At 60.8% G+C, this 24,575-nt stretch carries 18 protein-coding genes and 3 tRNA genes; 11 read left to right on the top strand and 10 right to left on the bottom strand.

All coding sequences use genetic code 11. From position 1 onward, the window contains the following. Positions 1–57 precede the first annotated feature (57 nt). Together AAAV44_RS00360 and AAAV44_RS00355 are read right to left on the bottom strand one after the other, a co-directional pair. Positions 58–1,866: a hypothetical protein gene (locus AAAV44_RS00360; RefSeq protein ID WP_349113997.1), complete on the bottom strand. Its 1,809-nt coding sequence runs from the start codon at positions 1,864–1,866 to the stop codon at positions 58–60. A 139-nt stretch (positions 1,867–2,005) separates the two neighbouring features. Next, on the bottom strand, positions 2,006–2,437 hold the full coding sequence (locus tag AAAV44_RS00355; protein ID WP_055310594.1) for an Rrf2 family transcriptional regulator: 432 nt from the start codon (positions 2,435–2,437) through the stop codon (positions 2,006–2,008). Between the two features lie 224 nt (positions 2,438–2,661). Here AAAV44_RS00355 and sufC point away from each other — a divergent pair, with 224 nt between their 5' ends. Genes sufC through sufU form a run of 5 tightly spaced genes read left to right on the top strand, consistent with a single transcriptional unit; the run spans position 2,662 to position 7,907 of the window. Next, complete coding sequence (gene sufC, locus AAAV44_RS00350) at positions 2,662–3,462, top strand: Fe-S cluster assembly ATPase SufC (protein ID WP_349113995.1); 801 nt, start codon at positions 2,662–2,664, stop codon at positions 3,460–3,462. Between the two features lie 12 nt (positions 3,463–3,474). Beyond that, on the top strand, positions 3,475–4,887 hold the full coding sequence (gene sufB / locus AAAV44_RS00345) for a Fe-S cluster assembly protein SufB (RefSeq protein ID WP_349113993.1): 1,413 nt from the start codon (positions 3,475–3,477) through the stop codon (positions 4,885–4,887). After that, the gene (locus tag AAAV44_RS00340; protein WP_349113992.1) at positions 4,887–6,158 is read left to right on the top strand and encodes a SufD family Fe-S cluster assembly protein; all 1,272 of its coding nucleotides are present in this window, start codon (positions 4,887–4,889) and stop codon (positions 6,156–6,158) included. Before sufB ends, AAAV44_RS00340 begins: the two co-directional genes overlap by 1 nt. Beyond that, a complete protein-coding gene (locus tag AAAV44_RS00335; protein WP_349113991.1) occupies positions 6,155–7,480 on the top strand; it encodes a SufS family cysteine desulfurase in 1,326 nt (441 codons plus the stop codon). Before AAAV44_RS00340 ends, AAAV44_RS00335 begins: the two co-directional genes overlap by 4 nt. Further along, positions 7,473–7,907, top strand: coding sequence for a Fe-S cluster assembly sulfur transfer protein SufU (sufU, locus tag AAAV44_RS00330; RefSeq protein ID WP_343000588.1), 435 nt, complete (start codon positions 7,473–7,475; stop codon positions 7,905–7,907). Before AAAV44_RS00335 ends, sufU begins: the two co-directional genes overlap by 8 nt. A 659-nt stretch (positions 7,908–8,566) precedes the next feature. Here the strand turns inward: sufU and AAAV44_RS00325 are convergent. Next, on the bottom strand, positions 8,567–9,379 hold the full coding sequence (locus tag AAAV44_RS00325; RefSeq protein ID WP_349113989.1) for a transposase: 813 nt from the start codon (positions 9,377–9,379) through the stop codon (positions 8,567–8,569). Between the two features lie 403 nt (positions 9,380–9,782). Here AAAV44_RS00325 and AAAV44_RS00320 point away from each other — a divergent pair, with 403 nt between their 5' ends. From AAAV44_RS00320 to dinD, 4 genes are all read left to right on the top strand, one after another. After that, positions 9,783–10,517 carry a hypothetical protein gene (locus tag AAAV44_RS00320; RefSeq protein WP_349113988.1) on the top strand — a complete coding sequence of 245 codons (735 nt, stop codon included), beginning with the start codon at positions 9,783–9,785 and terminating at the stop codon, positions 10,515–10,517. Between the two features lie 18 nt (positions 10,518–10,535). After that, complete coding sequence (locus AAAV44_RS00315) at positions 10,536–11,540, top strand: GGGtGRT protein (protein ID WP_349113987.1); 1,005 nt, start codon at positions 10,536–10,538, stop codon at positions 11,538–11,540. Between the two features lie 256 nt (positions 11,541–11,796). Beyond that, positions 11,797–13,323, top strand: a complete 1,527-nt coding sequence (locus AAAV44_RS00310; RefSeq protein WP_349113985.1) for an FAD-binding protein — start codon at positions 11,797–11,799, stop codon at positions 13,321–13,323. A gap of 161 nt (positions 13,324–13,484) precedes the next feature. Continuing rightward, the gene (dinD, locus tag AAAV44_RS00305; protein ID WP_349113983.1) at positions 13,485–14,345 is read left to right on the top strand and encodes a DNA damage-inducible protein D; all 861 of its coding nucleotides are present in this window, start codon (positions 13,485–13,487) and stop codon (positions 14,343–14,345) included. Positions 14,346–14,608: 263 nt separating this feature from the next. Here the strand turns inward: dinD and AAAV44_RS00300 are convergent. The 3 genes from AAAV44_RS00300 to AAAV44_RS00290 form a co-directional block, all read right to left on the bottom strand. After that, a tRNA-Lys gene (locus tag AAAV44_RS00300) sits at positions 14,609–14,681 on the bottom strand. A 43-nt stretch (positions 14,682–14,724) separates the two neighbouring features. Beyond that, positions 14,725–14,800 (bottom strand) — tRNA-Lys (locus AAAV44_RS00295). Positions 14,801–14,822: 22 nt separating this feature from the next. Further along, positions 14,823–14,899, bottom strand: a tRNA-His gene (locus tag AAAV44_RS00290). A 166-nt stretch (positions 14,900–15,065) separates the two neighbouring features. On the opposite strand from AAAV44_RS00290, the gene AAAV44_RS00285 reads away from it, so the two are divergent. Together AAAV44_RS00285 and AAAV44_RS00280 are read left to right on the top strand one after the other, a co-directional pair. After that, positions 15,066–16,247 carry an aminotransferase class I/II-fold pyridoxal phosphate-dependent enzyme gene (locus AAAV44_RS00285; RefSeq protein ID WP_349113982.1) on the top strand — a complete coding sequence of 394 codons (1,182 nt, stop codon included), beginning with the start codon at positions 15,066–15,068 and terminating at the stop codon, positions 16,245–16,247. 141 nt (positions 16,248–16,388) lie between these two features. Next, complete coding sequence (locus AAAV44_RS00280; protein ID WP_117770214.1) at positions 16,389–17,279, top strand: ROK family protein; 891 nt, start codon at positions 16,389–16,391, stop codon at positions 17,277–17,279. Positions 17,280–17,392: 113 nt separating this feature from the next. Here the strand turns inward: AAAV44_RS00280 and AAAV44_RS00275 are convergent, their stop codons facing one another. The 4 genes from AAAV44_RS00275 to argS all read right to left on the bottom strand — a co-directional run bounded on the left by AAAV44_RS00275 (position 17,393) and on the right by argS (position 24,499). Then, on the bottom strand, positions 17,393–17,842 hold the full coding sequence (locus AAAV44_RS00275; RefSeq protein ID WP_316366670.1) for a VanZ family protein: 450 nt from the start codon (positions 17,840–17,842) through the stop codon (positions 17,393–17,395). 7 nt (positions 17,843–17,849) lie between these two features. After that, a complete protein-coding gene (locus AAAV44_RS00270; protein WP_349113980.1) occupies positions 17,850–19,250 on the bottom strand; it encodes a hypothetical protein in 1,401 nt (466 codons plus the stop codon). A 311-nt stretch (positions 19,251–19,561) separates the two neighbouring features. Then, positions 19,562–22,117 (bottom strand): transcription termination factor Rho, encoded by a 2,556-nt coding sequence (gene rho, locus AAAV44_RS00265; protein ID WP_349113979.1) that lies wholly within the window; start codon positions 22,115–22,117, stop codon positions 19,562–19,564. Positions 22,118–22,645: 528 nt separating this feature from the next. Beyond that, on the bottom strand, positions 22,646–24,499 hold the full coding sequence (gene argS / locus AAAV44_RS00260; RefSeq protein WP_349113977.1) for an arginine--tRNA ligase: 1,854 nt from the start codon (positions 24,497–24,499) through the stop codon (positions 22,646–22,648). Between the last annotated feature and the right edge of the window lie 76 nt (positions 24,500–24,575).

Raw genomic sequence — 24,575 nt, 5'->3', positions numbered from 1 at the left:
GATGCAACTGCACCGGCCCCCATTGCGAATCTTTAGCTGTCGGGCAACCGAAAGGGACTACTCCTCGGAGTCGTTCTGCCCAGCAGCCTTCTTTTGCTGATCGAGCTTATGCTTACCACTTACGATAGACGTAGCGCCCAGTGTGGCCAAGCTTGCACTGGCAAGGCTCGCCATCACGATCAAGTCGCCCGTCTTGGGCATATTGCCGCCAGATGACTTGGTAGTTGTAGTCGTCGTGGTAGTAGTGGTCACCGTTTTGGAGCCATTTTGCTCTTGGCTCTGGTTGTCGGCACCGCTCTTGTCGTCGTCTTCGGACTGTTTCTTTTCGTCCTCGCCCTGCTGCTTTTCGCCCTCGGTCTTGCTCTTGTCCTTCTCCTCAGATTCAGACTTCTTATCCTTGTCCTTCTCCTCAGAGCTAGAACCCTTATCGGATTCAACCTTCTCGGATGCCTCGTCCTTGGAGTCGCCCTTTGCAGCCTCAGCCTTTTCCGTGGAAACCTGATCAGAGTTGTCCTTGTTCTGGGCCGAGCCGTTATTGACGCCAGCCATCAGCGAAGAACCCAGCGTAGAACCAAGCTGCTCGGAGAAAGAAGGCTTCTTGTCCGGCGAAGCAACGGGAGCGTCCGGCGCCTTATTCGAGTCGTCCTTGGAAGCATCGGAATCAGGGGTTGCGTCAGAGCCAGAGCCGTTGTTAGAGCCGGTGTCAACGGACGAATCGCTCGAGCCGATGGATGAGTTAGAGGTGTCAGCGTCGGTCGAACCAGAAGCGTCGCTGTCCGTATTGCCGGCAGAGCTTGAAGACGAATCGCCCGCAGCAGAGCCGTTCGAATTGGAGCCGTTCGAGGTAGAGCCGTCGTTGGTAGTGCCACCAGCAGAGCCATTACCGTCAGCATCGGTCGAGGGCGCATCCATCCTGTCATCGTTGGCATCGTCACTCGAGTCGTCATTCGAATCAGGTGTCGGCGAGGGCGCCGGTGTGGGCTCGGGCTGCACGGGCGTCGCAGCGGCAGCCTCATCCTCGGCGATAAAAACCAAGCAGTCCTTCAGCTCATTTTTATAACGATTCTTCCAGCCCTCATGATACTGGGGCTGACTCGAAAACTTAGTGGCGACATTGTTGACCACGCTATTGGAGAGCGCCGTCACAAACTCGCGGTCGGACATATCGTTGGAAAGATTCGCCCAGCGGAAAAAGTCCCTGCAGCCACCGGTGCCGCACATGTTGGTGATGCTCCACACCATGCCCTTGACGCAATCGGCGCGGCCCGAAATATCAATGCCCAGGCCGCTCTTGAGCCACGCCTCGGTCACTGCGTAGTAAGAGTTGTACGCATAGGCGTCCTGAAGTGCCGAGAACTCGACAGGATCGATGTTGTAAGCACCCTGGAAAGCCTCTTGCGCGATACGGCCCAGCTCGGTAAATTGGCCGTTCTCGTACATGGCATTGCTCGCGTTGGAAATCTCGCTGCCGCGATCAATCGCATCTTTGAGCATGCCGTACTTGGCAGAATCGTAGTTGTAAACCTGCTTCATAAACGGAATGAGCGACCAGCGGCGATCAAACTGATAGTAGCCCAGTGCGTTATAGCCGTCACCATACGAAAATCCCTGGTTGTAGTTGCCATGGCTCTCGTACTTGGTAAAGTACTTCATCTCGGGAGTCACGTTGACAAACGAAACACCCTGGACCGACCTCAGCACGCCCGAGAAGGACTGCTGGGTGTAGAGACCCTTATCGATATCGGTGGCATCCGAGGCAACGCCCGGCGTGGGCTCCTCGGCAGCGGCGGGTGCCGGCGAGGAAACGGCGCCAAACGAAAGCGCCAACGTCAGGCCCGCGACAATAGCAGAATGCTTGGGCTGCATAAGATCCTCCCTGCATTGGTGTAGTTAAAGTTCAGTTTGCAAAGATAAAAATCAGTATTGCAGCTCGCCCGTTGTTACACAACAACCCCTCGGTAAACGGCAACAACCCTCCGCGAAATCTTAAGGAATTGCGCTCAACCTACAGCTTAATGTCAAAGTTGATTTCGGGGACGGCGGCCAGGTCGGCCAACGTCACGCCGTCGACGTACTTTTCGATCACGTCGTCCAGGCCGCGCCAGAACTTGACGGTCGAGCACAAATCGCTGCGGGTGCAGCTGTTGTCGATGCCGTCGCACGCCACGGGCGCCGTGCTGCCCTCGACGGCGCGCAGGATGTCGCCGGCACGCACCTCGGCTGGATCCTTGGCCATCATGTAGCCGCCGCCCTTGCCGCGCACGCTCTTAAGCAGGCCCGCCTTCATAAGCGGACGAACCAGCTGCTCCAAATACTTTTGTGAGATATGCTCGCGGTCGGCAACCTCGCGCAGGGCAATCTTGCCCTCGGCGTCGCCCAGCGCCGCGATATAGATCATCAGCCGGAGGGCATAGCGGCCCTTGGAAGAAATGAGCATACCTACCCTCCCATCACATCTGGGACAACATAACCAGGTCTGTTTGTCCCAAATTTTAAGTAAGTGGGACAAACAAACCTTGTTATTTTGTCCCACATCTAGAAAAGTCGAGTGGATTAGTCGGGTTTTCCCTTGACTAACGCCGAACCCATAGTAACTTTATTCCGAGAAGATTCCTAGGGTTTAGTACACCTATGAGTACATCATATACAGAGAGGGACAGCATGAGCGCAAATCCGCTGCTTTCCATCGAAGGTCTGACCGCCTCCGTGGACGAGAAGACCATCCTCCACAACGTCAACCTCAACGTCGCCGCCGGCGAGACCCACGTGCTGATGGGACCCAACGGCGCCGGCAAGTCCACCCTCGGCCACCTGGTCATGGGCGACCCCGTCTACACCGTGCAGGACGGCCGCATCGTCTTTGACGGCCAAGACATCACCGAGCTCACCACCGACAAACGCTCGCGCGCCGGCCTGTTCCTGAGCTTCCAGGCCCCGGTCGAGATCCCGGGCGTGCCGCTGTCGAGCTTTTTGCGCGCCAGCATCGCCGGCCGTCCCGGCCTGGAGATGAAGGGCAAGGAGTTCCGCCGTCGCGTCAAGGAGCTCGCGGCCGAGCTCAACATGGATACCGCCTACTTCAACCGTGAGCTGGGCGTGGGCTTCTCGGGCGGCGAGAAAAAGAAGGTCGAGATGCTCCAGCTTCTGCTGCTGCAGCCCAAGCTCGCCATCCTGGACGAAACCGACTCAGGCCTGGACGTCGACGCCCTGTCCACCGTCAGCCATGGTATGGACGCCTACCGCAAGAGCTGCGACGGCTCCATGCTCATCATCACACACAACACGCGCATCCTGGAGCACCTGGATGTCGACCGCGTCCACGTTATGGTCAAGGGCCACATCGTACGCGAGGACGACGCCTCGCTAATCCCCTGGATCGACAAGAACGGTTTTGAGACCTTCGAGCGCGAGGCCGCCGAGCAGCGTGCCCAAGCTCAGGCCGCCGCTACCGAGCAGCAGGCGTAAAGGGGCGACGCAATGACCAAGAACCGCACCGAGGTCGCGGACATCGACCGCAGCCTCTACGACTTCACCTATGGCGAGGAGGGATTCGAGCGCCTCGACGCCGGCATCACGCCCGACATCGTGCGCGAGATCAGCGCCAAGAAGGACGAGCCGCAGTGGATGCTCGACCTGCGCTTAAAGTCCCTCGAGATTTTCAACCGCTTCCCGGATCCGACGTGGGGCCCCTCCATCGAGGGCTTGGACATGGACAACATCGTCACCTACGTCAAGCCCAACACCGACCAAAAACACGACTGGGAATCGGTGCCCGACGACATCAAGAACACCTTTGAGCGCCTGGGCATCCCCGAGGCCGAGCGCAGCTACCTGGCGGGCGTCGGCGCGCAGTACGACTCCGAGCTCGTCTACCACAACATGCAGGACACAGCGTCTAAGATGGGCATCGTCTACTCCGGCATCGAGGAGGCCCTGCACGACCCGCAGTGGGAACCGCTCATCCACGAGAAGTTTATGACGCTCATCCCGCCCACCGACCACAAGTTTGCGGCCCTGCACGGCGCCGTATGGTCGGGCGGCTCGTTTGTCTACGTGCCCAAGGGCACCAAGCTCGACTTCCCGCTGCAGAGCTATTTCCATCTTAACGCCAAGGGCGCCGGCCAGTTTGAGCACACGCTCATCATCGTCGAGGACGACGCCGACCTGCACTTTATCGAGGGTTGCTCCGCGCCCAAGTACAACGTAGCCAACCTCCACGCCGGCGCCGTCGAGCTCTTTGTGGGCAAGCGTGCGCACCTGCGCTACTCGACCATCGAGAACTGGTCCAAGAACATGTACAACCTCAACACCAAGCGTGCGCGCGTGGACGAGGACGGCGACATCGAGTGGATCAGCGGCTCCTTCGGTAGCCACGTGGGCTACCTCTACCCCATGAGTGTGCTCAACGGCCGCCGCGCCCGTTCGAGCTTTACCGGCATCACCTTTGCCGGCGCCGGCCAGAACCTGGATACCGGCTGCAAGGTCGTGCTCAACGCGCCCGATACCTCGGCAACCGTCGAGACCAAGGGCATCTCCAAGAGCGGCGGCATCCAGACCTTCCGCAGCTCCATCGTGGCCACGCCTAAGGCCGAGGGTTCCAAGGCAACCGTAAGCTGCCAGTCGCTCATGCTCGACGACCAAAGCCGCTCCGACACCATCCCCGCCATGGACATCCGCGCCAAGAACGTCGACATCGGCCACGAGGCCACCATCGGCCGCATCGGCGACGACAAGGTGTTCTACCTGATGAGCCGCGGTATCTCGGAGGAAGAGGCCCGTACCATGATCGTCAACGGCTTTGCCAACCCGGTCTCCAAGGAGCTGCCGCTGGAGTACGCCGTCGAGATGAACAACCTGATCAAGCTCGAGATGGAAGGAGCGATCGGATAATGAAACAGACCACGAACACCGCTGCTACCACGCTCGAGCAAGTTAATGCGATGCCGGCCGCCACTTGGGGTTGGCTCAAGATGAACCAGACCAAGCTTGAGCTTTCGGACGAACTTGCCGCCGCTCCCGCCGAAACCATTGAGGTCGAGGGGCTGGACGAGCAGTTCCGCGGTTCTGCCGACGCCTTTGACGCCGCCATGGACGCCATGGCCGAGCACTTCCCCGAGCGCCGCGCCTCCGCCCCGGGTGATGCCGCCGACCGCGCCCGCATCACGCCCGAGACCGAGCTCGACGTGCCCGCCACCTCCGTCTACCAGGCCGGTGCCATTAAGCTAGAGGAGGAGCTCTCCCCCGCTGAGGCCTTCGAGACTGGCATGGGCGAGGCTGCCTACACCTACTTGGCCGACCACGCCACCAAGCGCATCGTCATCGATGTGCCCGCATACCAGCACGCCACGGTTACCGTGCGCGTGAGTGGCGTCGACGCAGCGGCTGCGATTGCCGCCATTGACGTCGTCGTCCGTCCCCAGTCGACGCTCGATCTGCATATTGCCCTAGACTCCCCCGTTGCCGGCCAAGGCGTCGTGGGCTCCGTGCTACGCGTGTGCGCCCACGAGTACGCCACCGTCAACGTGACCTGCACGCAGACGCTCGACGATAGCTGGATCGCGCTCGACGACACCGGCCTGTTCCTGGACGAGGGCGCCCGTGTCAACGTACAGCACACCGTCCTGGGTGCCGGCGCCAGCGCCACCGGCCTTGCCGGCGACCTGCTGGGCGATACCGCCAAGGTCACCATCGATACTGACTACCTGGGCGCCCGCGAGCAGGTGCGCGACTTTAACTACGAGCTGCGCCACCGCGGTCGCAAGACCGAGTGCGAGATCGACGCCAACGGCGTACTGACCGGCACGTCCAAGAAGGTCTACCGCGGCACCATCGACCTCGTGCACGGCTGCAAGGGTGCAACCGGCACCGAGCGCGAGATGGTGCTTTTGGCCAACAAGGGCGTCGACAACAAGACCGTTCCCGTCATACTGTGCGACGAGGACGACGTCGCCGGCAACCACGGCGCCACCATCGGTCACGTCCGCGACGAGCAGCTGTTCTACCTCGCCTGCCGCGGCCTTGACCAAAACGCCGCCGAGGACCTGTTCATCCGCGCCAAGCTGGAGGACGCCGCGCTTTCCGCCACCGACGAGCGCACCCGCGCAGCCGTCGTCCGCTTGGGCAACAACCTGATCGACAACTTTGAAGAGGAGCTCGCATGATCGACACCGAGCACGTTAAATGCGACACCTGTACTGCCCCCGAGCCCATGGAGCTCGACGCCAGCGACGAGGCTTCGCGCGGCTGGCCCACTGTGGACATCGAGACCAACCCCTACAAGGCGCAGTTCCCGCTGTTTCAGCAGCACCCCGAGATCGCCTTCCTCGATAGTGCCGCCACCGCGCAGCGCCCTGCCTGCGTGCTCGAAGCCGAGCGCGACTTCTACCAGCGTATGAACGCCAACCCCCTGCGCGGCCTGTACTCGCTGTCCGTCGAGGCCACCGAGGCCATCGCGAAGGTCCGCCAGCAGATCGCCGACCTCATCGGCGCCTCACAGGCCAACGAGGTCGTCTTCACCCGCAACACGAGCGAGTCGCTCAACCTGGTCGCCAAGAGCTTTGCGCCAACGGTGCTCGAGCCCGGTGACGAGGTCGTCATTACCATCATGGAGCACCACTCCAACCTGATTCCGTGGCAGCAGGTCTGCCGCGAGACCGGCGCCAAGCTCGTCTACCTCTACCCCACCAAGACCGGCCAGCTCACCACCGAGGAAGTTCTTGCCAAGGTTGGTCCCAAGACCAAGATCCTGGCCGTGGGCCAGGTCTCCAACGTGCTGGGCGTCGAGAACCCGGTCAAGAACCTCGGCAAACTCGTGCACAAGTACGGCGGCTACCTGGTCGTCGACGGTGCGCAGTCGCTGCCGCACATGCCGGTCAACGTGGCCGACCTGGGCGCCGACTTCTTTGCCTTTAGCGCGCACAAGGCCATGGGCCCCATGGGCATCGGCGTGCTGTGGGGCAAGATGGACCTGCTCAACGCCATGCCGCCCATGCTCACCGGCGGCGAGATGATCGATTCGGTCACCGAGCAGGACGCCGTCTGGGCGCCCGTCCCCGAGAAGTTCGAGGCCGGCACGCAGGACGCCGCCGGCATCTTCGCCACGGGTGCGGCACTCGACTACCTCGTCAACACGGTTGGCTACGAAAACATCCAGGCACGCGAGCAGGCACTCGTCCACTACCTGATGGGCGAACTCATGCAGCTCGACTTTGTCCAGATCATCGGCTCCATCTACTGGGACAACCATCACGGCGTCGTCAGCTTTAACGTCAAGGGTATCCACCCGCACGACGTCGCGAGCATCATGGACATGGACGGCGTGTGCATCCGTGCCGGTCACCACTGCGCGCAGCCGCTGCTTACCTGGCTGGGCGTCGAGAACCTCGCCTGCTGCCGCGCCAGCGTGGCCTTCTACAACGACAAGGCCGACATCGATAAGTTCATCGCCGGCCTGCATCACGTTTGGAGCACGTTCAATGGGTAATCTGTACACCTCCACCACGTTTATGGAGCACAACTCGCACCCCGACTACAAGTACGAGATGGATGCCCCCACGCACGAGCACGACGGCATCAACCCCAGCTGCGGCGACGAGCTCACCTTGCAGCTGCGCGTCGAGAACGGCGTGATCGAGGAGGCCTCCTTTACCGGCCACGGCTGCGCCATCAGTCAGGCCAGTGCCGACATCATGGCCGACCTCATCACCGGCGAGACCGTCGAGGAAGCTCACCGCTTGGCAGAGCTCTTCCTCGCCATGATCCGCGGCGAGCAGCTCTCCGAGGAGGACTTGGAAGACCTGGACGAAGCCGCCCAGCTCCAGGACATCTCGCACATGCCCGCCCGCGTCAAATGCGCCGAGCTCGCCTGGCGCACCCTCGACGGCATGCTCGAGGGGCAAGCTAACCAGTAGCGTATGCTCCGAATCCAAGGTTTTTGATTGCCGAGCCGCCCGATACGGGCGGCTCTGTTTTTCCTAATGAGCACGAACACACAAAATCAGCGCGTCCGGCGCCCCGTCTGTCATTTACCACACGGCCAGACGCGAACACGGGCGTTTTCCACAGCACCAAAGGCCTGCGGCAGGGCCCCGGGCCCGCCAAGCAATGCGCCAAGCCCCGTTCTGCTGAGCTCCGACTCGCTTCGCGCCTGCCGCAGACGGGTCCCATAGGGTGCGACGTGCATTTTTGCGAGTATTCAGCACGCCAAGCTGTATGTATACGCATCGAAAGCGTTAATCAACGTCTCCAGGCGCATATATATTGTGTTTTAGAACAAGCATCGCGGTCTCAGGGATCACATACATGCGCTTCGGAGGCGCATCGGAAGGCATAAATAGCTTCGGGACCCGTATGTTGCAAGACTGCGGCAGTGCCGAAAGCACCACGATGCTGAAAACTCCGTTTTTTGCACGGCGCAGACGGGGGTAGGCACGGGCAAACCCGGACTGAGCTGTTTTTTTATGCAAGATGACGATTGTTCTATGCATATTAAGAAGTGCAGTTACCGTACCAAGCTTTTGAACGCTGGTTGCGGCGTATGGACGACCCCAACTGCGGTGAACAGGCGACCTTACATCACGTTTCCGCCAGCCCGCATCGCCGTTCGCGCGCGGGCGCGCACGATACGAGAGACGGTACTTTTGCCAATCCCGGTATACCGCTCAATCTGGCGCACCGTAAAACCGGCATCGTGCAATCCAAAAATAACGGTATCGCGCTGCGCCGGCGGTGCGACTTTAACCCCACGAAGCGGAACCCCGAGCTCCTTCGCCATCTTGTCGGCAAAGGCGTGGCGTTCCCATTCCGTCTCTTTCATATCGCACAGCGCTGGCTCACTGCCGTCGGGCGTCGAAAGCGAATAGGCAATAAAGCCCTCGGCAGAACCAAAAAGCTCAAGCACGCAAGAAGGATCAGAAAATCCCCTCGCGACATCGGCCGCGTCACCGTCGTAAGAACGCAGATGTTCCGCAAAGCTGCTCCAGGGATAACGCTCGATTAGGCTAACGCCCACCTCCTGCGGATCGGCGTGTACGGAGCGAATAGCCTCCATCACCTGCCAATCGGTATCGAGCGAACGCCGGTCAAAACGGTTCTGGAACAGATGGCCTGTGCGCCCCGTGCGCTTATTGAACCGCCGCGCGTACGTCAAAAGCAGCCGGTGCATCGCCGCGCTCATCGCGTCCTCGTAATCTGCAAGCACCAGACGCACGTGATTGCCCATAAGGCACCAGGCGATAACCGTCACGCCCGCCTTGCGGCAGCGCTCGCGCATCAGCTCCAAAAACTCCCACCGGTCTTCATCGCCCTCAAAGATGAGCTGTTTGCCCACACCGCGGGCACAGACATGGTAAAAGCCGGTAACCGTTCTCCAAACGCGCTGCATGGCGCTCCCTTCGCCGGGATCTGCTTACCATCCAATACTGCACGATTGAAGCGTGCCATCAAAACATTCACGCAAAACAATACACTCGCGCGGCCAAAGGCAGCAAACAGGCGGCGAACGGCACCGTTGCAACAGGTCAACCACTGCAACGCTTGCAAGAGCGGACCAAAAGCTTGCCCAAGACGGACCCCCTCTACGGAAACTCACGACCACAGAACATAGAGTTAAACCGTTTCAATTAAAACTTCCGGACTTCTCGCTACGAAAACTGAGCCGTTCGCCGAATATTCCGTGCATTTCGCGGTATTATAGGAGCTGCATGTCATGTCCCTTTCGAAGGGTCGCCCGGCAATCGCCAGCCACGACCCCCAGACGGGACGCCAACACGATAGAGAGGAGAGGCATGCAGTACTCACAGGAAGTGGAGAACATGTGCCCCGTTGCCAAGGGTGCATACCACGGCCCCGCACCCATCCCCGAGGAGGGCAAGTGGGTCCAGGCTAAGGAGATTTCCGACATCTCCGGTCTTACGCACGGTGTGGGTTGGTGCGCACCTCAGCAGGGCGCCTGCAAGCTCACGCTGAACGTCAAGGACGGCATCATCGAGGAGGCCCTCGTTGAGACCATCGGCTGCTCGGGCATGACCCACTCTGCCGCCATGGCTTCCGAGATCCTTCCCGGTAAGACCATCCTCGAGGCCCTCAACACCGACCTCGTCTGCGACGCCATCAACGTTGCTATGCGCGAGATCTTCCTGCAGATCGTTTACGGCCGCAGCCAGACCGCGTTCTCCGAGGGCGGCCTGCCCGTGGGCGCCTCCCTCGACGACCTCGGCAAGGGCCTTCGCTCTCAGGTCGGCACCATGTTCGGCACCAAGGCCAAGGGCGCTCGTTACCTCGAGCTCGCTCAGGGCTACGTCACCCGCATGGCTCTCAACGACAAGAACGAGATCATCGCATTCGAGTTCCTGAACCTCGGCAAGTTCACCGACGCCATCAAGGCCGGCAAGACCCCCGAGGAGGCCATCGCTGGCGCTATGGGCCACTATGGTCAGTGGGAGAATGCTGCCAAGTACATCGACCCGCGCACCGACGAGGAGACTCACTCCGTCGCCAGCGTGTTCCCGGTTCACGAGTAGAAAGGGAGGGAAATAACTATGACTGTTACGTTCGAAGGTTACGAGCGCCGCGCTGACAAGATCAACAAGTGCCTCGCCGACAACGGCATCGCCTCCCTCGAGGAAGCTCTGCAGATCTGCACCGACAAGGGCTTCAACCCGCGTGAGATCGTCAACAACACCCAGTCCATCGCCTTCCAGAACGCCGAGTGGGCCTACACCCTCGGTTGCGCTCTCGCTGTCAAGCGTGGCGTCAAGTCCGCTTCTGAGGCTGCCGCCATCATCGGCGAGGGCATCCAGGCCTTCACCGTTCCCGGCTCCGTCGCCGAGGACCGCAAGGTCGGTCTGGGCCACGGCAACCTGGGCGCTATGCTGCTCTCCGACGACACCGAGTGCTTCGCCTTCCTGGCCGGTCACGAGTCCTTCGCTGCCGCTGAGGGTGCTATCGGCCTGGCTCTGAACGCCAACAAGGCTCGCAAGAAGCCGCTGCGCGTCATCCTCAACGGTCTGGGCAAGGACGCTGCTCAGATCATCGCCCGCATCAACGGCTTCACCTACGTGAAGACCCAGTTCGACTACTTCACGGGCGAGCTCAAGGTCGTCGAGACCATCCCCTACTCCGATGGTCCCCGCGCCGCCGTCAACTGCTACGGCGCCGACGACGTCCGCGAGGGCGTTGCCATCATGTGGCACGAGAACGTCGACATCTCGATCACCGGTAACTCCACCAACCCCACGCGCTTCCAGCACCCCGTCGCTGGCACCTACAAGAAGGAGCGCCTCGAGGCTGGCAAGAAGTACTTCTCCGTCGCTTCTGGTGGCGGCACTGGCCGTACCCTGCACCCGGACAACATGGGCGCCGGCCCTGCCTCTTACGGCATGACCGACACCATGGGCCGCATGCACTCCGACGCCCAGTTCGCCGGTTCTTCCTCCGTGCCTGCGCACGTCGACATGATGGGTCTCATCGGCATGGGCAACAACCCCATGGTCGGTGCCACCGTCGCCTGCGCTGTCGCCGTCGAGGAGGCCCTCAAGGCCTAATCGCGCCCGCGCGATGCTCATATAGTTGAGCTTTGGAGCCGCTACCCACCCGGGTAGCGGCTCTTTTTGTTTGCGCTGGCGCAGGGTAGCTAATGCCGATATATCAGCTGGGGCGAAATGCAAGATGTGATGAGATGGAGCGTCAGAGCGTCCATGACGCCCACCTGCCATATTTGCCCTTTACCGATTTGCCGGGTCTTTGCGGCCCCATTGCCGATCACCCGTGCGACAATGCGCCGGACGAGAAAGGAATCCGATGGAATCGACTGATGTACTGGTAATAGGATCTGGCATTGCGGGCCTTTGTGCCGCCATCGAAGCGGCACGCACGGGTGCAACCGTCACTGTGGCAAGCGCCGGCAAGACCATGAGTGGATCGAGCTTCTTCCCGGGTACCTGGGGCCTCGGCCTCATCGGTCCCGTCGACGAAGACGACGAGCAGGACCTCATCGACACCATCCTGGCCGTCGGCGGCGGCGTTGCCGACCCCGAACTCGTCCAAACGTTCGTCCACGGCATTCCCCAAGCGATTGACTGGCTCGAGCAAGACCTGGGCGTTGAGCTCCAGCGTCCGCAAAGCGCCAAGAGTGCTCAACAAAAGCAATTTATCCCCTGCTTTGACCACAAGACGCGCATGTGGCGCGGCCTCACCCGCAAGCCCCTTGAGGACGCTCTGACGACCTGGATCGAGTCGCTCGGCATTCGCCTGCTCCCCCGCCATGAGCTTATCGACCTTGTTGAGGACACGAACGGCAGAATAACCGGAACCGTACTCTACGACCTTACCGAAAATCGAATCGTGCCCTTTGCTGCCAAGGCCACGATCATCGCAGCCGGTGGCACAGGCGGCCTGTTCGAGCGCAGCCTTACGTCGGCTGATGTGCTCAGCTCCTCGCAGGCCATCGCACTGGCGCACGGCGCAACACTTACTAATATAGAGTTCATGCAGATGATGCCTGGCTTCATCGAGCCCAGGCGTAACTTGGTCTTCAACGAGAAAACCTGGCGCTACGTGCATGTAGACCAGCCGGTAGATATTGCCGACGACAAGCTGGACGACCTGCTCGAGCAGCGCTCTGGATATGGTCCCTTCACGTCACGCTTGGCCTCCCGCGCTATCGATCTCGTCATCGAACAGGCAGGTGCCGAAGGCCTGGCACTCCACTACGACTTCCCCCGCGAGGATGTCCCAGAGTTTGTGCAGACCTTTGCCACCTGGCTGCAAGACGAGCACGGCATCGCGCCGACCGACGAGATGCGCGTTGCGATGTATGCCCACGCCGCTAACGGCGGCATCAAGATCGATAAGACCGCGCACACGGGCGTTGAGGGCCTCTACGCTTGCGGCGAGGCGACAGGCGGCATGCACGGCGCCGACCGCATTGGTGGCTTGTCAAGCGCCAACGGCATCGTGTTCGGGCGCGTCGCGGGCGCATCGGCAGCCCTTGCAGCGCAGAAGGAGCCTGAGGCAGCCCTGAAGGCGGATATCACCCTCCCCCAGTACGGCATTGCCACAACAGATGCCGAACGCCTGACACACAGCCTTAGGCACACGATGAGCACCTATTGCATGATCAACAGGACCGAAACAGGCCTATCCGAGGCCCTGCAACAGCTTGAAAGCCTGCAAGACGAAGCCACGGCTCTAAATAAGCCACATGCCAACGACAGCGAAATCGCTGCCCTCGCCCGCCTGCAATCGCAGATTCGACTAGCACAGGAAATGGTCAAAGCCATGCGCAAGCGAACCGAAAGTCTCGGGTCGCACTATCGAGCGGATTAAACCGGACACCTATCTAAAGCAGAACACAACCAATCGATATCCATGGGCCCCGTGAGCTCGAAGCAGCACGGGGCCCATTCGTGTCCGCACGACAGCGTATCCTTATTCTGAATACAGAGCGGGCAAAGCCCGCATAGAAGATAGACCAGCGAGGAGGAGATATGGACAGTAGAGATATCGAGAAGTGGCGTATCGAACTTGATAGCTACGCCAATGTGGAAGACGGCGTTGAGTATTGGCTCGCACGCGATTTAATGGAACCCATGGGGTACACTCGATGGGAGAACTTCGCCGAAGTTGTTAAGAGGGCAAAAGTCTCATGCGAAACAAACAAAACTCCAGTTGATTCCCATTTTCGTGACACCACGAAAATGGTAACTGCCGGTGTCGCCGCTCGCGCGGTTAAAGACTACAAACTTACGCGCTATGCATGCTATTTAATCGCGCAGAACGGAGATTCAAACAAGCCAGAGATCGCGCTCGCCCAGGCATACTTTGCCGTGCAGACGCGCCGCCAAGAGCTCATAGAGCAGCGCTTCGCAGAGATTCAGCGCTTGCAGGCGCGCCACTCGCTATCCGATTCAGAGAAACAGCTCTCGGGCATTGCGTTCAAACGAGGCGTGGACTCCAAAGGATTCGCGATCATCAAGTCGAAGGGCGATGAGGCGTTATTCGGCGGCAGAAGCACGGCGGACATAAAGCGGCAGCTTGGTGTGCCCAAGAGTGCTGCATTGGCGGACAAGCTAGCCGATGTTCTCATCAAAGCAAAGGACCTCACGAACTCGATGACGGCCTTCAACGCCGAGGAACACGACCTGTACGGTCTGGACCAGATCAAACAAGAACACGTCGAGAACAACACGAGCGTGCGTGGTAGCCTCATCGACCGCGGAATTGTTCCCGAGAACCTACCGCCTGCCGAGGATACAAAAAAGCTCGAGCGTCGCGTGAAGGCAGACGAGAAGAAACTCAAGGAGGGTACTGACGGTTTCACCGATCCCCAGGGTAGACTCAATCTGTGAAAGCGGCCGCGCCCTTTCGGGTTCGACCCCATGCGAGGTCAACAAAAAACGACCAGCCTGAGCCAGTCGCTTTAACAATCTTTGGGTGGGCCGTCAGGGGGTCAGCCTGCTGCGCAGGCGGTCACTGCGGCGCTTCGCGCCTTGCGCGCTGCGCTGGCAAATGCTTACGCATTTCCTCAGCTCCGCGCCCCAACGGGTTCGACCCCATGCGAGGTCAACAAAAAAGCGACCAGCCTGAGCCAGTCGCTTTAACGATCTTTGGGTGGGCCGTCAGGGGGTCGAACCCTGGACCTTGGGATTAAGAGTCCCCTGCTCTACCAACTGAGCTAACGACCCAAAGCTAAAGTCCGTTATGGCGGACTTTAGATGAGATATCGTGTGGTGGGCCGTCAGGGGTTCGAACCCTGGACCTTGGGATTAAGAGTCCCCTGCTCTACCAACTGAGCTAACGACCCGATATCAACACGAAGCAAGAACTGGGGTGGGTAAAGGGACTCGAACCCTCGACCTACGGGACCACAACCCGTCGCTCTAGCCAACTGAGCTACACCCACCGTGTCCTGCGCGCTTCGCGCTCGACTATTATTGCAAGGAACGCCACGCGATGCAAGCCCCAATTTTCAAGAATTTTGAAAAGAGTTTTTCGAGCGCGTTTCGAGCAATTCCCACCGGTTCCATAGGAGTAAACTTGCCCCACTGCAAATCCTCGAAAGGACCGGCATGAAAGAACTCTCCAACCGCACGGCAACATTTACCGATTCGGTCATCCGCCGCATGACACGCATCTCCAATAAGTACGATGCCGTCAATCTCTCGCAGGGCTTCCCTGACTTCGATCCCCCAGCGCAGCTGCTCAACAGCCTCAGCGCCATCGCCAGCGACCCCAAGCCGCTCTATCACCAGTACTCCATCACCTGGGGCTCCCAGGCCATGCGCGAGGCGCTCGCTGCCAAACAGGAGCACTTTATGGGCATGCCGGTGAACCCCAACGAGAATATCGTAGTCACCTGCGGCTCCACCGAGGCCATGATGGCCGCCATGATGACGGTCACGAACCCCGGCGACAAGGTCGTAATCTTCTCGCCGTTCTACGAGAACTACGGCGCCGACACGATTCTTTCGGGTGCCGAGCCCATCTACGTGCCGCTCAACCCGCCCACATTCGACTTTGACCGCGAGGCGCTCGAGGCTGCCTTCCGCGACAACGACCCCAAGGCCATCGTCCTGTGCAACCCTTCCAACCCTTGCGGCAAGGTCTTCACGCGCGAGGAGCTCACCTTTATCGCCGACCTCTGCAAAAAGTACGACGCCTACTGCATCACCGACGAGGTATACGAGCACATCGTCTACGCGCCCCACGAGCACGTCTATATGGCCACGCTGCCCGGCATGTTCGAACGAACCATCAGTTGCAGCTCGCTGTCTAAGACCTACTCCATCACCGGCTGGCGCCTGGGCTACACCATCGCCCCTGCCGAGATCACCGAGCGCATCAAGAAGGTCCACGACTTCCTCACCGTGGGTGCTGCCGCTCCCCTGCAGGAAGCTGTCGTCACCGCCCTCAACTTCAACGACAGCTATTACGATGAAGTCCTTGACCTCTATACCGCCAAACGCGACCTGTTCTGCCAGGGACTCGACAGCATCGGTCTTGAGCATAACGTGCCGCAGGGCGCCTACTACGTGATGATGGATATCTCTGAGTTTGGCTACGACAGCGACCTCGAATTCTGCGAGGACCTCGCGTCTAAGGTAGGCGTGGGCGCAGTGCCCGGCTCGAGCTTCTTCCGCGAGCCCGTCAACCATCTGATTCGCTTCCACTTTGCCAAGCGTGACGAGACGCTCAACGCGGCGCTGGAGAACCTCAAGTCCCTGCGTGATAAAATCAAACCGCGCGGGTAAGGACGGCCCGGCAACTAAAGCAACCAAAGAAGCCTCGCACCGCCCGCCACGTTGCGAGGCTTCTTTTTATAGCGCTTTCTTAAATGGTTTAGAGCCCTATACTTTAGTCACGGAGCAACTCGTCCCAGAGAGAGGAATACTATGGCAGAACAGCAGCTTATCGGAGCGCTCGAGGCCGGCGGCACCAAGATGGTCTGCGCCACGGGCTATGCAGACGGTACGGTCCTGGAGCGTGAGCAGATCGCGACCACGACCCCGCAGGAGACCGTTGAGGCCGTCAACGCATGGTTTGCGAACAAGGGCATCGCCGCGCTGGGCATCGGCGCATTTGGCCCCACCGCAGTCAACCCCGCCTCGCCCCAATACGGCAAGATCCTGGAGACACCCAAAACGGCATGGCGCTACTTCGACCTGCTGGGCACCATCCAAAACGAGCTCAATATTCCCTGCGGCTACGACACCGACGTCAACGTTGCCTGCTTGGGCGAGGTCACCTTTGGTTGCGCCCAGGGCCTCACGGACGTGGTCTACCTGACCATCGGCACCGGTGTGGGCGCCGGCGTGCTCTCGGGCGGTAAGCTCGTACACGGCATGATGCATCCCGAGGCCGGCCACATCCTGGTCACGCGCGACCCGCGCGACACCATCGGCGAGCATAGCGCTTGCCCCTTCCATGACAACTGCCTCGAGGGCCTCATCGCCGGCCCCGGCGTTAAAAAGCGCTGGGATGGCAAGAGCGCCGGAGACATGGCCGATGACCCAGAGGCCATGGACCTGCTCGCGGGCTATCTGGCACAGGCGCTCATGACCTACACGCTGTGCTACGCGCCGCAAAAGATCATCATCGGCGGCGGTGTGGCCGACCACACCCCCATCGTGCCGCTCGCACGCAAAAAGTGTGCCGAGATGCTCAACGGCTATATCGTCACGCCCGAGGTCAACGACATCGATAACTACATCGTCAACAACAGCCTCGAGGGCAAACAGGGCATTATGGGCTGCCTGGCCCTGGGCGCACAGGCGCTTCAGTAGCAGACGCACCCACAGGGCGTGGCGCGCCCGGCAAATCCGACCTACGGAACGACGCCACCACGCCTCATATAAGTCCTCAAATAAAAAAGGCCGCCTAGGACCAAACATACGTCCTAGGCGGCCTTTTTGGCACATATGAGCGATTGTAGTAGATATCGGAGCACAACGCCCGTTGCCGCTCCACAGTAGTCGATCATCACATCGGTGATCATGCCGGCGCGTCCCGGCACAAAGAGCTGAATCGTCTCGTCGATCGAAGGAATCAGCAGCAGGAACACCGCCGTGGGCAGCAGCACGTCAAAGGTGCGCCGGCCCTCAAAATCAAAGGCGTGCGTTGCCAAGATGCCGAGCACCATATACTCGGTAAAATGCGCGCACTTGCGAACAACAAAGTTGGTCACCCATTCATATGGAAGTCCCACGCCGTGCAGGAAACCGCGGATAGCTTCCATGACCGTCAGGCTCAGCGAGCCCGACCCCGAGCCGGGAACCAGCGAATTGCCCCAGATCAAGAGCGCCATCAGGCAGGTTACAACCGCCCATTTTCGATTGATCTTAACCATGCAGAAGTTATGCCTCCGCGCGGAGCGGCGCGAAGCTGGCGGTACCGCCCTCGATAACGCTCAGATAGGCACGGCCCGTACGCTTGGCGGTAGAGGACTGCAGGCGCTCGATCTCTTCCTCGAGGATCTGATTGACGCGCTCGTGACGACGATTTTCCATAATGCCGGCGGCAATAGCCTCGGCCCGCTCGATGCTCTCGCGCGAGATACGGGCGGTATCCTCGGGGAACACAGCGCTGTGACGGCCGACATAGGCGGGGGCAGCAGGCTGAGGGGCAGCGACGGGAGCGGGGGCTGCAACAGGAGCAGGCTCGTCAATCTCATCCAGAATCGCGGTGGCGGCGGCCCACATGTCCTCGTGGCCCGAGTAATCGGCCATGGGGACATCAACCTCGAGCGAGGCATCCGGAAGGTCGCCGGTGTCGATGCGATCTTGGGCATCAATCGATGCGGTGATGGCTGCAGGCTCATCGAGGTCATCGAGATCGATGTCCGCGGCACCGGAGATGATAGGCATGCTGGCGAGGTTTGCATTGTACGGCGCAGCCTCAGCCGCCTGCTGCTGGGCAGGAGCGCCCCACAGCGAGCTTTCGGCGGCACGGCGGGCGGCAACGGCCTCCTCGTCCGCAGTCATGGCTTCATCAACGTACGAATTGTCGGCAGAAGCGTTCGCGTCCGCCGAGGTAGCGCTGTAGGCGTTATTGGCTGCCGCGTTGGCAACGAGTGCCACGAAAGCCGCCGTGCTGCCCGCAGGGGCGGCCTGGGAACCAGACACGGCGCGTGCCGCGGCGGCGATGTCGTCGCGATTGAAGGAGCCGGTCTGCCCGCCGTTGGTGAGCTCGTCGATGGCGACTTGATAGACGTCGCGCGAGTGTGCAGGGTCGCAGCTCACCGGCGAATCGTCGTCGAGCATACTGTCGATCATGGACCAAGCCTCGGCCTCGTCCATAGCATCTGCGGCTCGCGCGATGGTAGGGACGCCATCATCGGCATGACGGCGCTGGAACGCACCAGTCAGGCCGGAAAGGAATGCCGAGGTAGACTGCTCCGCCTGAGTCTGAGAAGCAGAAGCCGCAGCGTAAGGAGTCGCATCCTGCTGCTGGGCTGGAATCGAGGCGGTCTTGAACTCGCTTTGATGCTGATTGAGATTGGCGGCACCGCCCATGGCATCGGGCTGGAACAGACGCTCTTCACGCTGCGCACGGTACTCGGAGATACCCAGCGAGGCGGCATAGATACCCACGCCCGCCACCGCGCCCACGGCGAAGGGAACCGCACCCGCCACGACCGTCTCGTTCACCGACGAAAACGGCAGCGTCGCGGCATACATAACCACGGGAGCGGCAAGGCCGATCCCGCACGAAAGTCCGGCAAGGACTGCTCGTTGTGTTGCATCAGAAGAAGCCATGAGCTCTCCCCATCTTCCAGCACCCAAATCGCATCATTCAGTTGGCTGCGCGAGAGAAGATGAAGCGGGGCTATGCCCCAAAGCAACGGTATATGGTTCGTTTCATCTGCGTTTTCCGTCGCGAAGCTTAAAAGCTATTATGCGAAACCGCCCTGTCGATTGCAAGCGACGATGTCGGATTGAAACGGGAAACCTGCTGCTTGCCAGTCTTATGGTCAAAAAAGCGCGGAGCGGCGATATAGAAAAGGGCCGAGGCTCAAAGCCCCGACCCTTTATTGCATTGATGACTATCGCTGCGTGTGGATGACAACCTAGAACGTCTGCTCGTAGTCGCTGTGCTTTTTGGCCGAACGCACCAGGAACTCCTGGTTGGTGTTGGTGCCCTTAAGACCCTTGATAAACGATGCGGCCGCGCGCTCGGTGTTGTTCATGCCGGCAAGAATGCGACGCAGGCCAAAGACAAACGGGCGCATCTGCTCGTCGACCAGCAGATCCTCGTTGCGCGTACCAGAGGCAACGGGGTCGATAGCCGGGAAGATGCGGCGATCGGCCAGGTCGCGGTCGAGCTTAAGCTCCATGTTGCCGGTGCCCTTAAACTCCTCAAAGATGACCTCGTCCATCTTGGAACCGGTGTCGATGAGGGCAGAGGCCAGGATGGTGAGCGAGCCACCGTTCTCAATATTACGGGCTGCGCCCAGGAAGCGCTTGGGCGGATACAGCGCCGCCGAATCGACGCCGCCCGAAAGGATACGGCCCGAGGCGGGCGCCGCCAAGTTGTAGGCGCGGGCAAGACGCGTGATGGAGTCGAGCACCACCACGACATCGCCGCCCAGCTCCACGATGCGCTTGGCACGCTCGATGACGAGCTCGGCCACGCGGGTGTGGTTGTCGGCGGGCATATCGAAGGTCGAGGCCACGACCTCGCCCTTAATGGAGCGCTGCATATCGGTGACCTCTTCGGGGCGCTCGTCGACGAGCAGGCAGATGAGGTGCACCTCGGGGTTGTTAATCGAGATAGACTGGCAGATCTTCTTGAGGATCGTGGTCTTGCCGGCCTTGGGCGGGGACACGATCAGGCCACGCTGACCCTTGCCGATCGGCGACACGATGTCGATGGCGCGACCGGTAATGGAGTCCTTGCCGTGCTCCATGCGCAACGGCTCGTTGGGATAGACCGGGGTGAGGTCGCCGAACTTGGGACGGTTGCGAATCTGCTCGGGGTCCAGACCGTTGACGGTCGTGATTTTGGCGAGGCCGGCGCGCTTGTCGCCGCCGCGCGAAGGACGCAGCGAGCCCTCGATGACGTCGCCCGTGCGCAGGCGCGCGGAGCGGATGAGGTAGGCGGGCACGAAGGCGTCGTCGTTGGACTTCATGTAGCCATGGGCATGGATGATACCGGAGCTGTCCGGACGAATCTGCAGGATGCCCTTGATGTCGCGGAAGCCCTCGGCCTTCGCGGCGGTGACGTAGATCTCCTCGACGAGCTCGGCTTTCTTCTTGCCGGTCGTCTCGATCTCGAACTCCTTGGCCTTCTCGCGCAGCTCGGCGACCTTCATGGCCGCGAGCTCCTCGCGCGAAAGCGTGGGCTCGGTGGGGGCGGCGTTGCGCTCCTTGTTGCGCTGTTTGCGATCGCGCTGGCGGTTGCGACGGTCGTTGTTGCGCTCGTCCTTGCGGTCGTTGCGCTCGTCGTTACGCTTGTGTTGGCGACGGTTGGGGCGAGCGCCGTCTTCGGCCTCGGCGGGCGCGGCACCATCAGTTGCGGCGGCGTCGGCATTGGCCGCAGCAGCGTCATTGGCCTCGGCACCGGAATCGACTTGCGCTTCGACATCAGCCTGCTGCTCGGACGTCTTGGCCTTAGCGGACTTCTTACGACCGCGCTTGGGCTTCTCGGACGCAGGTTGTTCGACGTCCTGGGACTCGGCGGCATCAGCCGATGCATCGACGGTCGTCTCGGCGGAATCCTCGGACGCGCCCTTCTTGGCAGCCTTAGCCTTGGACGTGCGCTTAGCAGCAGTGCGACGGCTGGGACCGGGACGGAGGTCGGCGGGCTCGACATCGGCGGGAGCGGCCTCGGAAGTCGTAGCATCCTGGACGGGCGCGTCGGCGGCGGTTGCAGACTCGGCGGTCGCCGCAGCATCCCGAGCGGCTGCAGCTGCGGCTGCGGCCTTCTCTGCCTCGACGAAGGCCTTGGGCTTGCGACCGCGACGGTGCGGGCGCAAAGCCGGATCGACAACGGAAACTTCGCTGGCCTCGACAGGCGCAGCGGGCTCAACAGGCGATGTGCCCTCCCCTGCCGCGGAACGGACCGAAGCCTCAGTGAGCTCGGGGGTTACCTGATCGGCAACCTGCTCGGCCTTAGCAGCCGTACGACGGCGTGTGCGCGGTACCGGCTTCTCGGTCGGCTGGTCGGCGGCAGGCGTCTCGGGCACAGACGGAGCTGCAAGCTCGGTCAGAGCCGCGGCCTCGCGCTCGGCAGCACGACGGCGGGCGCGCACCACCTGAGCCTCGCTAATCTGCGCCAACGCACGTGCCTGCGCGACCTCATCGGAAATCGGCGCCGAGGAGTCAGCTGCAACGGTGCGCTTGGCGCGCGTCGTGCGCGTGGTACGGCGCTTGGGCTTGGTGACCTCCTCGCCGTCAGTGGCAGGCTTGACCGTGCGGCGCGTACGCTTGGGCTTTGCCGGAGCAGCCTCCTCACCAGTTGCAGGCACGGCCTTCTCAGCCGCTGAAGGCGTAGGCGTCGAAGCAGCCTTAGGCGTCTCAGGAGCCGAGGCTTGCGCGGGCGCCGCGACCTGGTCCAACGCAACCGGTGCAGCGGGAGCGGCTTGCGTCGTCGTTATTTCGTTTTCTTGCTGTTGATCAGACACAGTGTTTGCTCAACTTTCTTTTCAAGCCCTGTGATCACATGCTCCCTGCATAAACCTTCAGGGCGGCTAAACAGTCTAGCTCCGTCAAATACCGACGGACATCATTGATCTGTATCGAGATATTTGCGTCATATACGCAGCGTTAGTGTAACACAACCGCAACCACCTGCAACTTAGTCATTGAGGACGTTCTTAAACGACTAGTCAAAAGGGACAATCTTTGGTTTAACACCCACAAATCTGACTGCCTCCGCCAAAACTGTGGCGGTTTACTACGATGAATCGCTCAACCGCGATCACTCCGAAACTTGTTGAACTAAAACCGCAGGTAGATGCCTTGCACTTTTTTGCGAAAAGCCGGCGTAGTTGGAATTTCTCATTTCATCGTAGTAAACCGGCATAGTTTCGTATTTCCAGCAGTTCCAAATTCGTCAATACGTCGGCGTTTGCAAAAAGCCCGACCTCCGTGGGAGATCGGGCTTTCAAGGCTTAGTTAAACCAAGTCTGTACGGTCAAATGACCCGTAGATTACATCTGCTCGGGCGCGGAAACGCCAACGAGGGTGAGCACCAGGGCGAGCGTCACACGGACGGCATCGCAAGCGGCCAGACGGGCACGCGAAAGCTCGGGGTCGACGGGACGGCCCTCGCTCGGCAGCACCTGACAGGCAGCGTAGAAGCTGTGGAAGTCGCCGGCGAGTTCCTCAGCAAAGTGCGTCAGACGGAACGGGGCGCGGTCGCGAGCGCAGCTGGCGATGAGGTCGGTGAGCTCGTTGAGCTTGCGCGAAAGGGCGAGCTCGGTCGGGTCGATCAGCAGCGAGTAATCGACGTTCTCACCGATGGCCTTGGCGGCGACGGCCTTCATACCCATCTCGTCAGCCTGCTCGGGCGTAACGTCAGCGGCACGGCGCAGGATGGAGCACACGCGGGCGTGAGCGTACTGCACGTAGTACACCGGGTTGGAGTTGTCGCGCTTCTTGACGGCCTCAATATCGAAGTCGACCATCTGGTTGGAGCTCTTGGAGATGAGGGTGTAACGGGCAGCGTCGGAGCCGACCTCGTCGACGAGCTCCTGCAGGGTCACCATGGTGCCCTTACGCTTGGACATACGGACGGGCTTGCCGTTGCGCAGCAGGTTGACGAGCTGGCCCAGCAGAACCTCAAACTTGCCGGGGTAACCCAAGGCATCGCAGACGCAGCGGACGCGCTCGATGTAGCCGTGGTGGTCGGCGCCCCAGATGTCGATGACGTGGTCGACGCGCTGGAACTTATCCCAGTGATAGGCAACGTCGGAGGCGAAGTAGGTGTACTCGCCGTCGGACTTGATCAGAACGCGGTCCTTGTCATCGCCCAGGTCGGTGGAGCGGAACCACAGGGCGCCGTCCTTGGTGTAGAGATAGCCCATCTTGTCGAGCTTCTCAAAAGCGCGGTCGACGGCGGAGGTGCCGGCGGTCTCGCCCTCGGTGTCCTTCACATACAGCGAGCGCTCGGAGAACCAACGATCGAAGTCGCAGTTAACGGCATGGCAAAGGTCGCGCATGTTGTCGACCATCTTTACGTAGCCGCGCTCGCGGAAGCTCTCCATGCGCTCCTGCGGATCGGCCTCGACCCACTTGTCGCCGTCGGTGCGCCAGAACTCGGCAGCCTCGTCGATGATGTAGTCGCCGCCGTAGGAGTCCTTGCCCAGAGTCTCGGCAAAGTTGTCCTGGTAGGGATGGGTCTCGGGGTGCTCGTCGTTCTCGTCGGCGACATAGGCGTCGCGGTCGGCGATCAGCAGCTTGTGAGCCTCGTCGATATCCACGCCCTGCTTGGCGATGATGTCGGCGAGCTGCATATAGCGCGTGCTGATGGAGTTGCCGAAGGTGTTCATCTGAGATCCGTGGTCGTTGATGTAGAACTCACGCTGGATATCGTAACCGGCGTGGTCCATAACACGGCAGAGGGAGTCGCCCAGAGCGGCCCAGCGGCCATGGCCGATGTGCATGGGGCCGACGGGGTTGGCGGAAACGAACTCGACCTGGGTCTTCAGGCCGCCGCCGACGTTGGACTTAGCGAAGTCCATGCCCTTCTCGCGGGCCTCGCCGAAGATGGCGTTCTTGACGGCGACGGAGAGGTAGAAGTTGATGAAGCCGGGGCCTGCGATCTCGACCTTCTCGATCGCGGGGTCCTCGGGCATATGGGCAACGACGGCCTCGGCGATCTTGCGCGGAGCGCAGTGAGCCAGCTTGGCGGACTTCAGGGCCATGGTGGAGGTCCACTCGCCATGAGAAGTGTCAGCCGGTCGCTCGATGGCGCAATCGTCAAGTTCAAATGCGGAAAGGTCGCCGGCCTCCTGGGCCGCAGCAAGCGCAGCGCGTACCAGCTCTTCAATCTTCTCGGGCATAGATCCTCCTTGTGTTAAAGCCCCCGAGCTCTTGGTCACTCGTAGGGCAAAAGCCAGAGTTTGTAGCACTCTATCA

The sequence above is a fragment of the Collinsella sp. CLA-AP-H1 genome (genome assembly GCF_040092945.1).
GTDB lineage: Bacteria > Actinomycetota > Coriobacteriia > Coriobacteriales > Coriobacteriaceae > Collinsella.
Note: the sequence above shows the minus strand (reverse complement) of the source record. Positions and strands in the feature narration are given on the sequence as shown.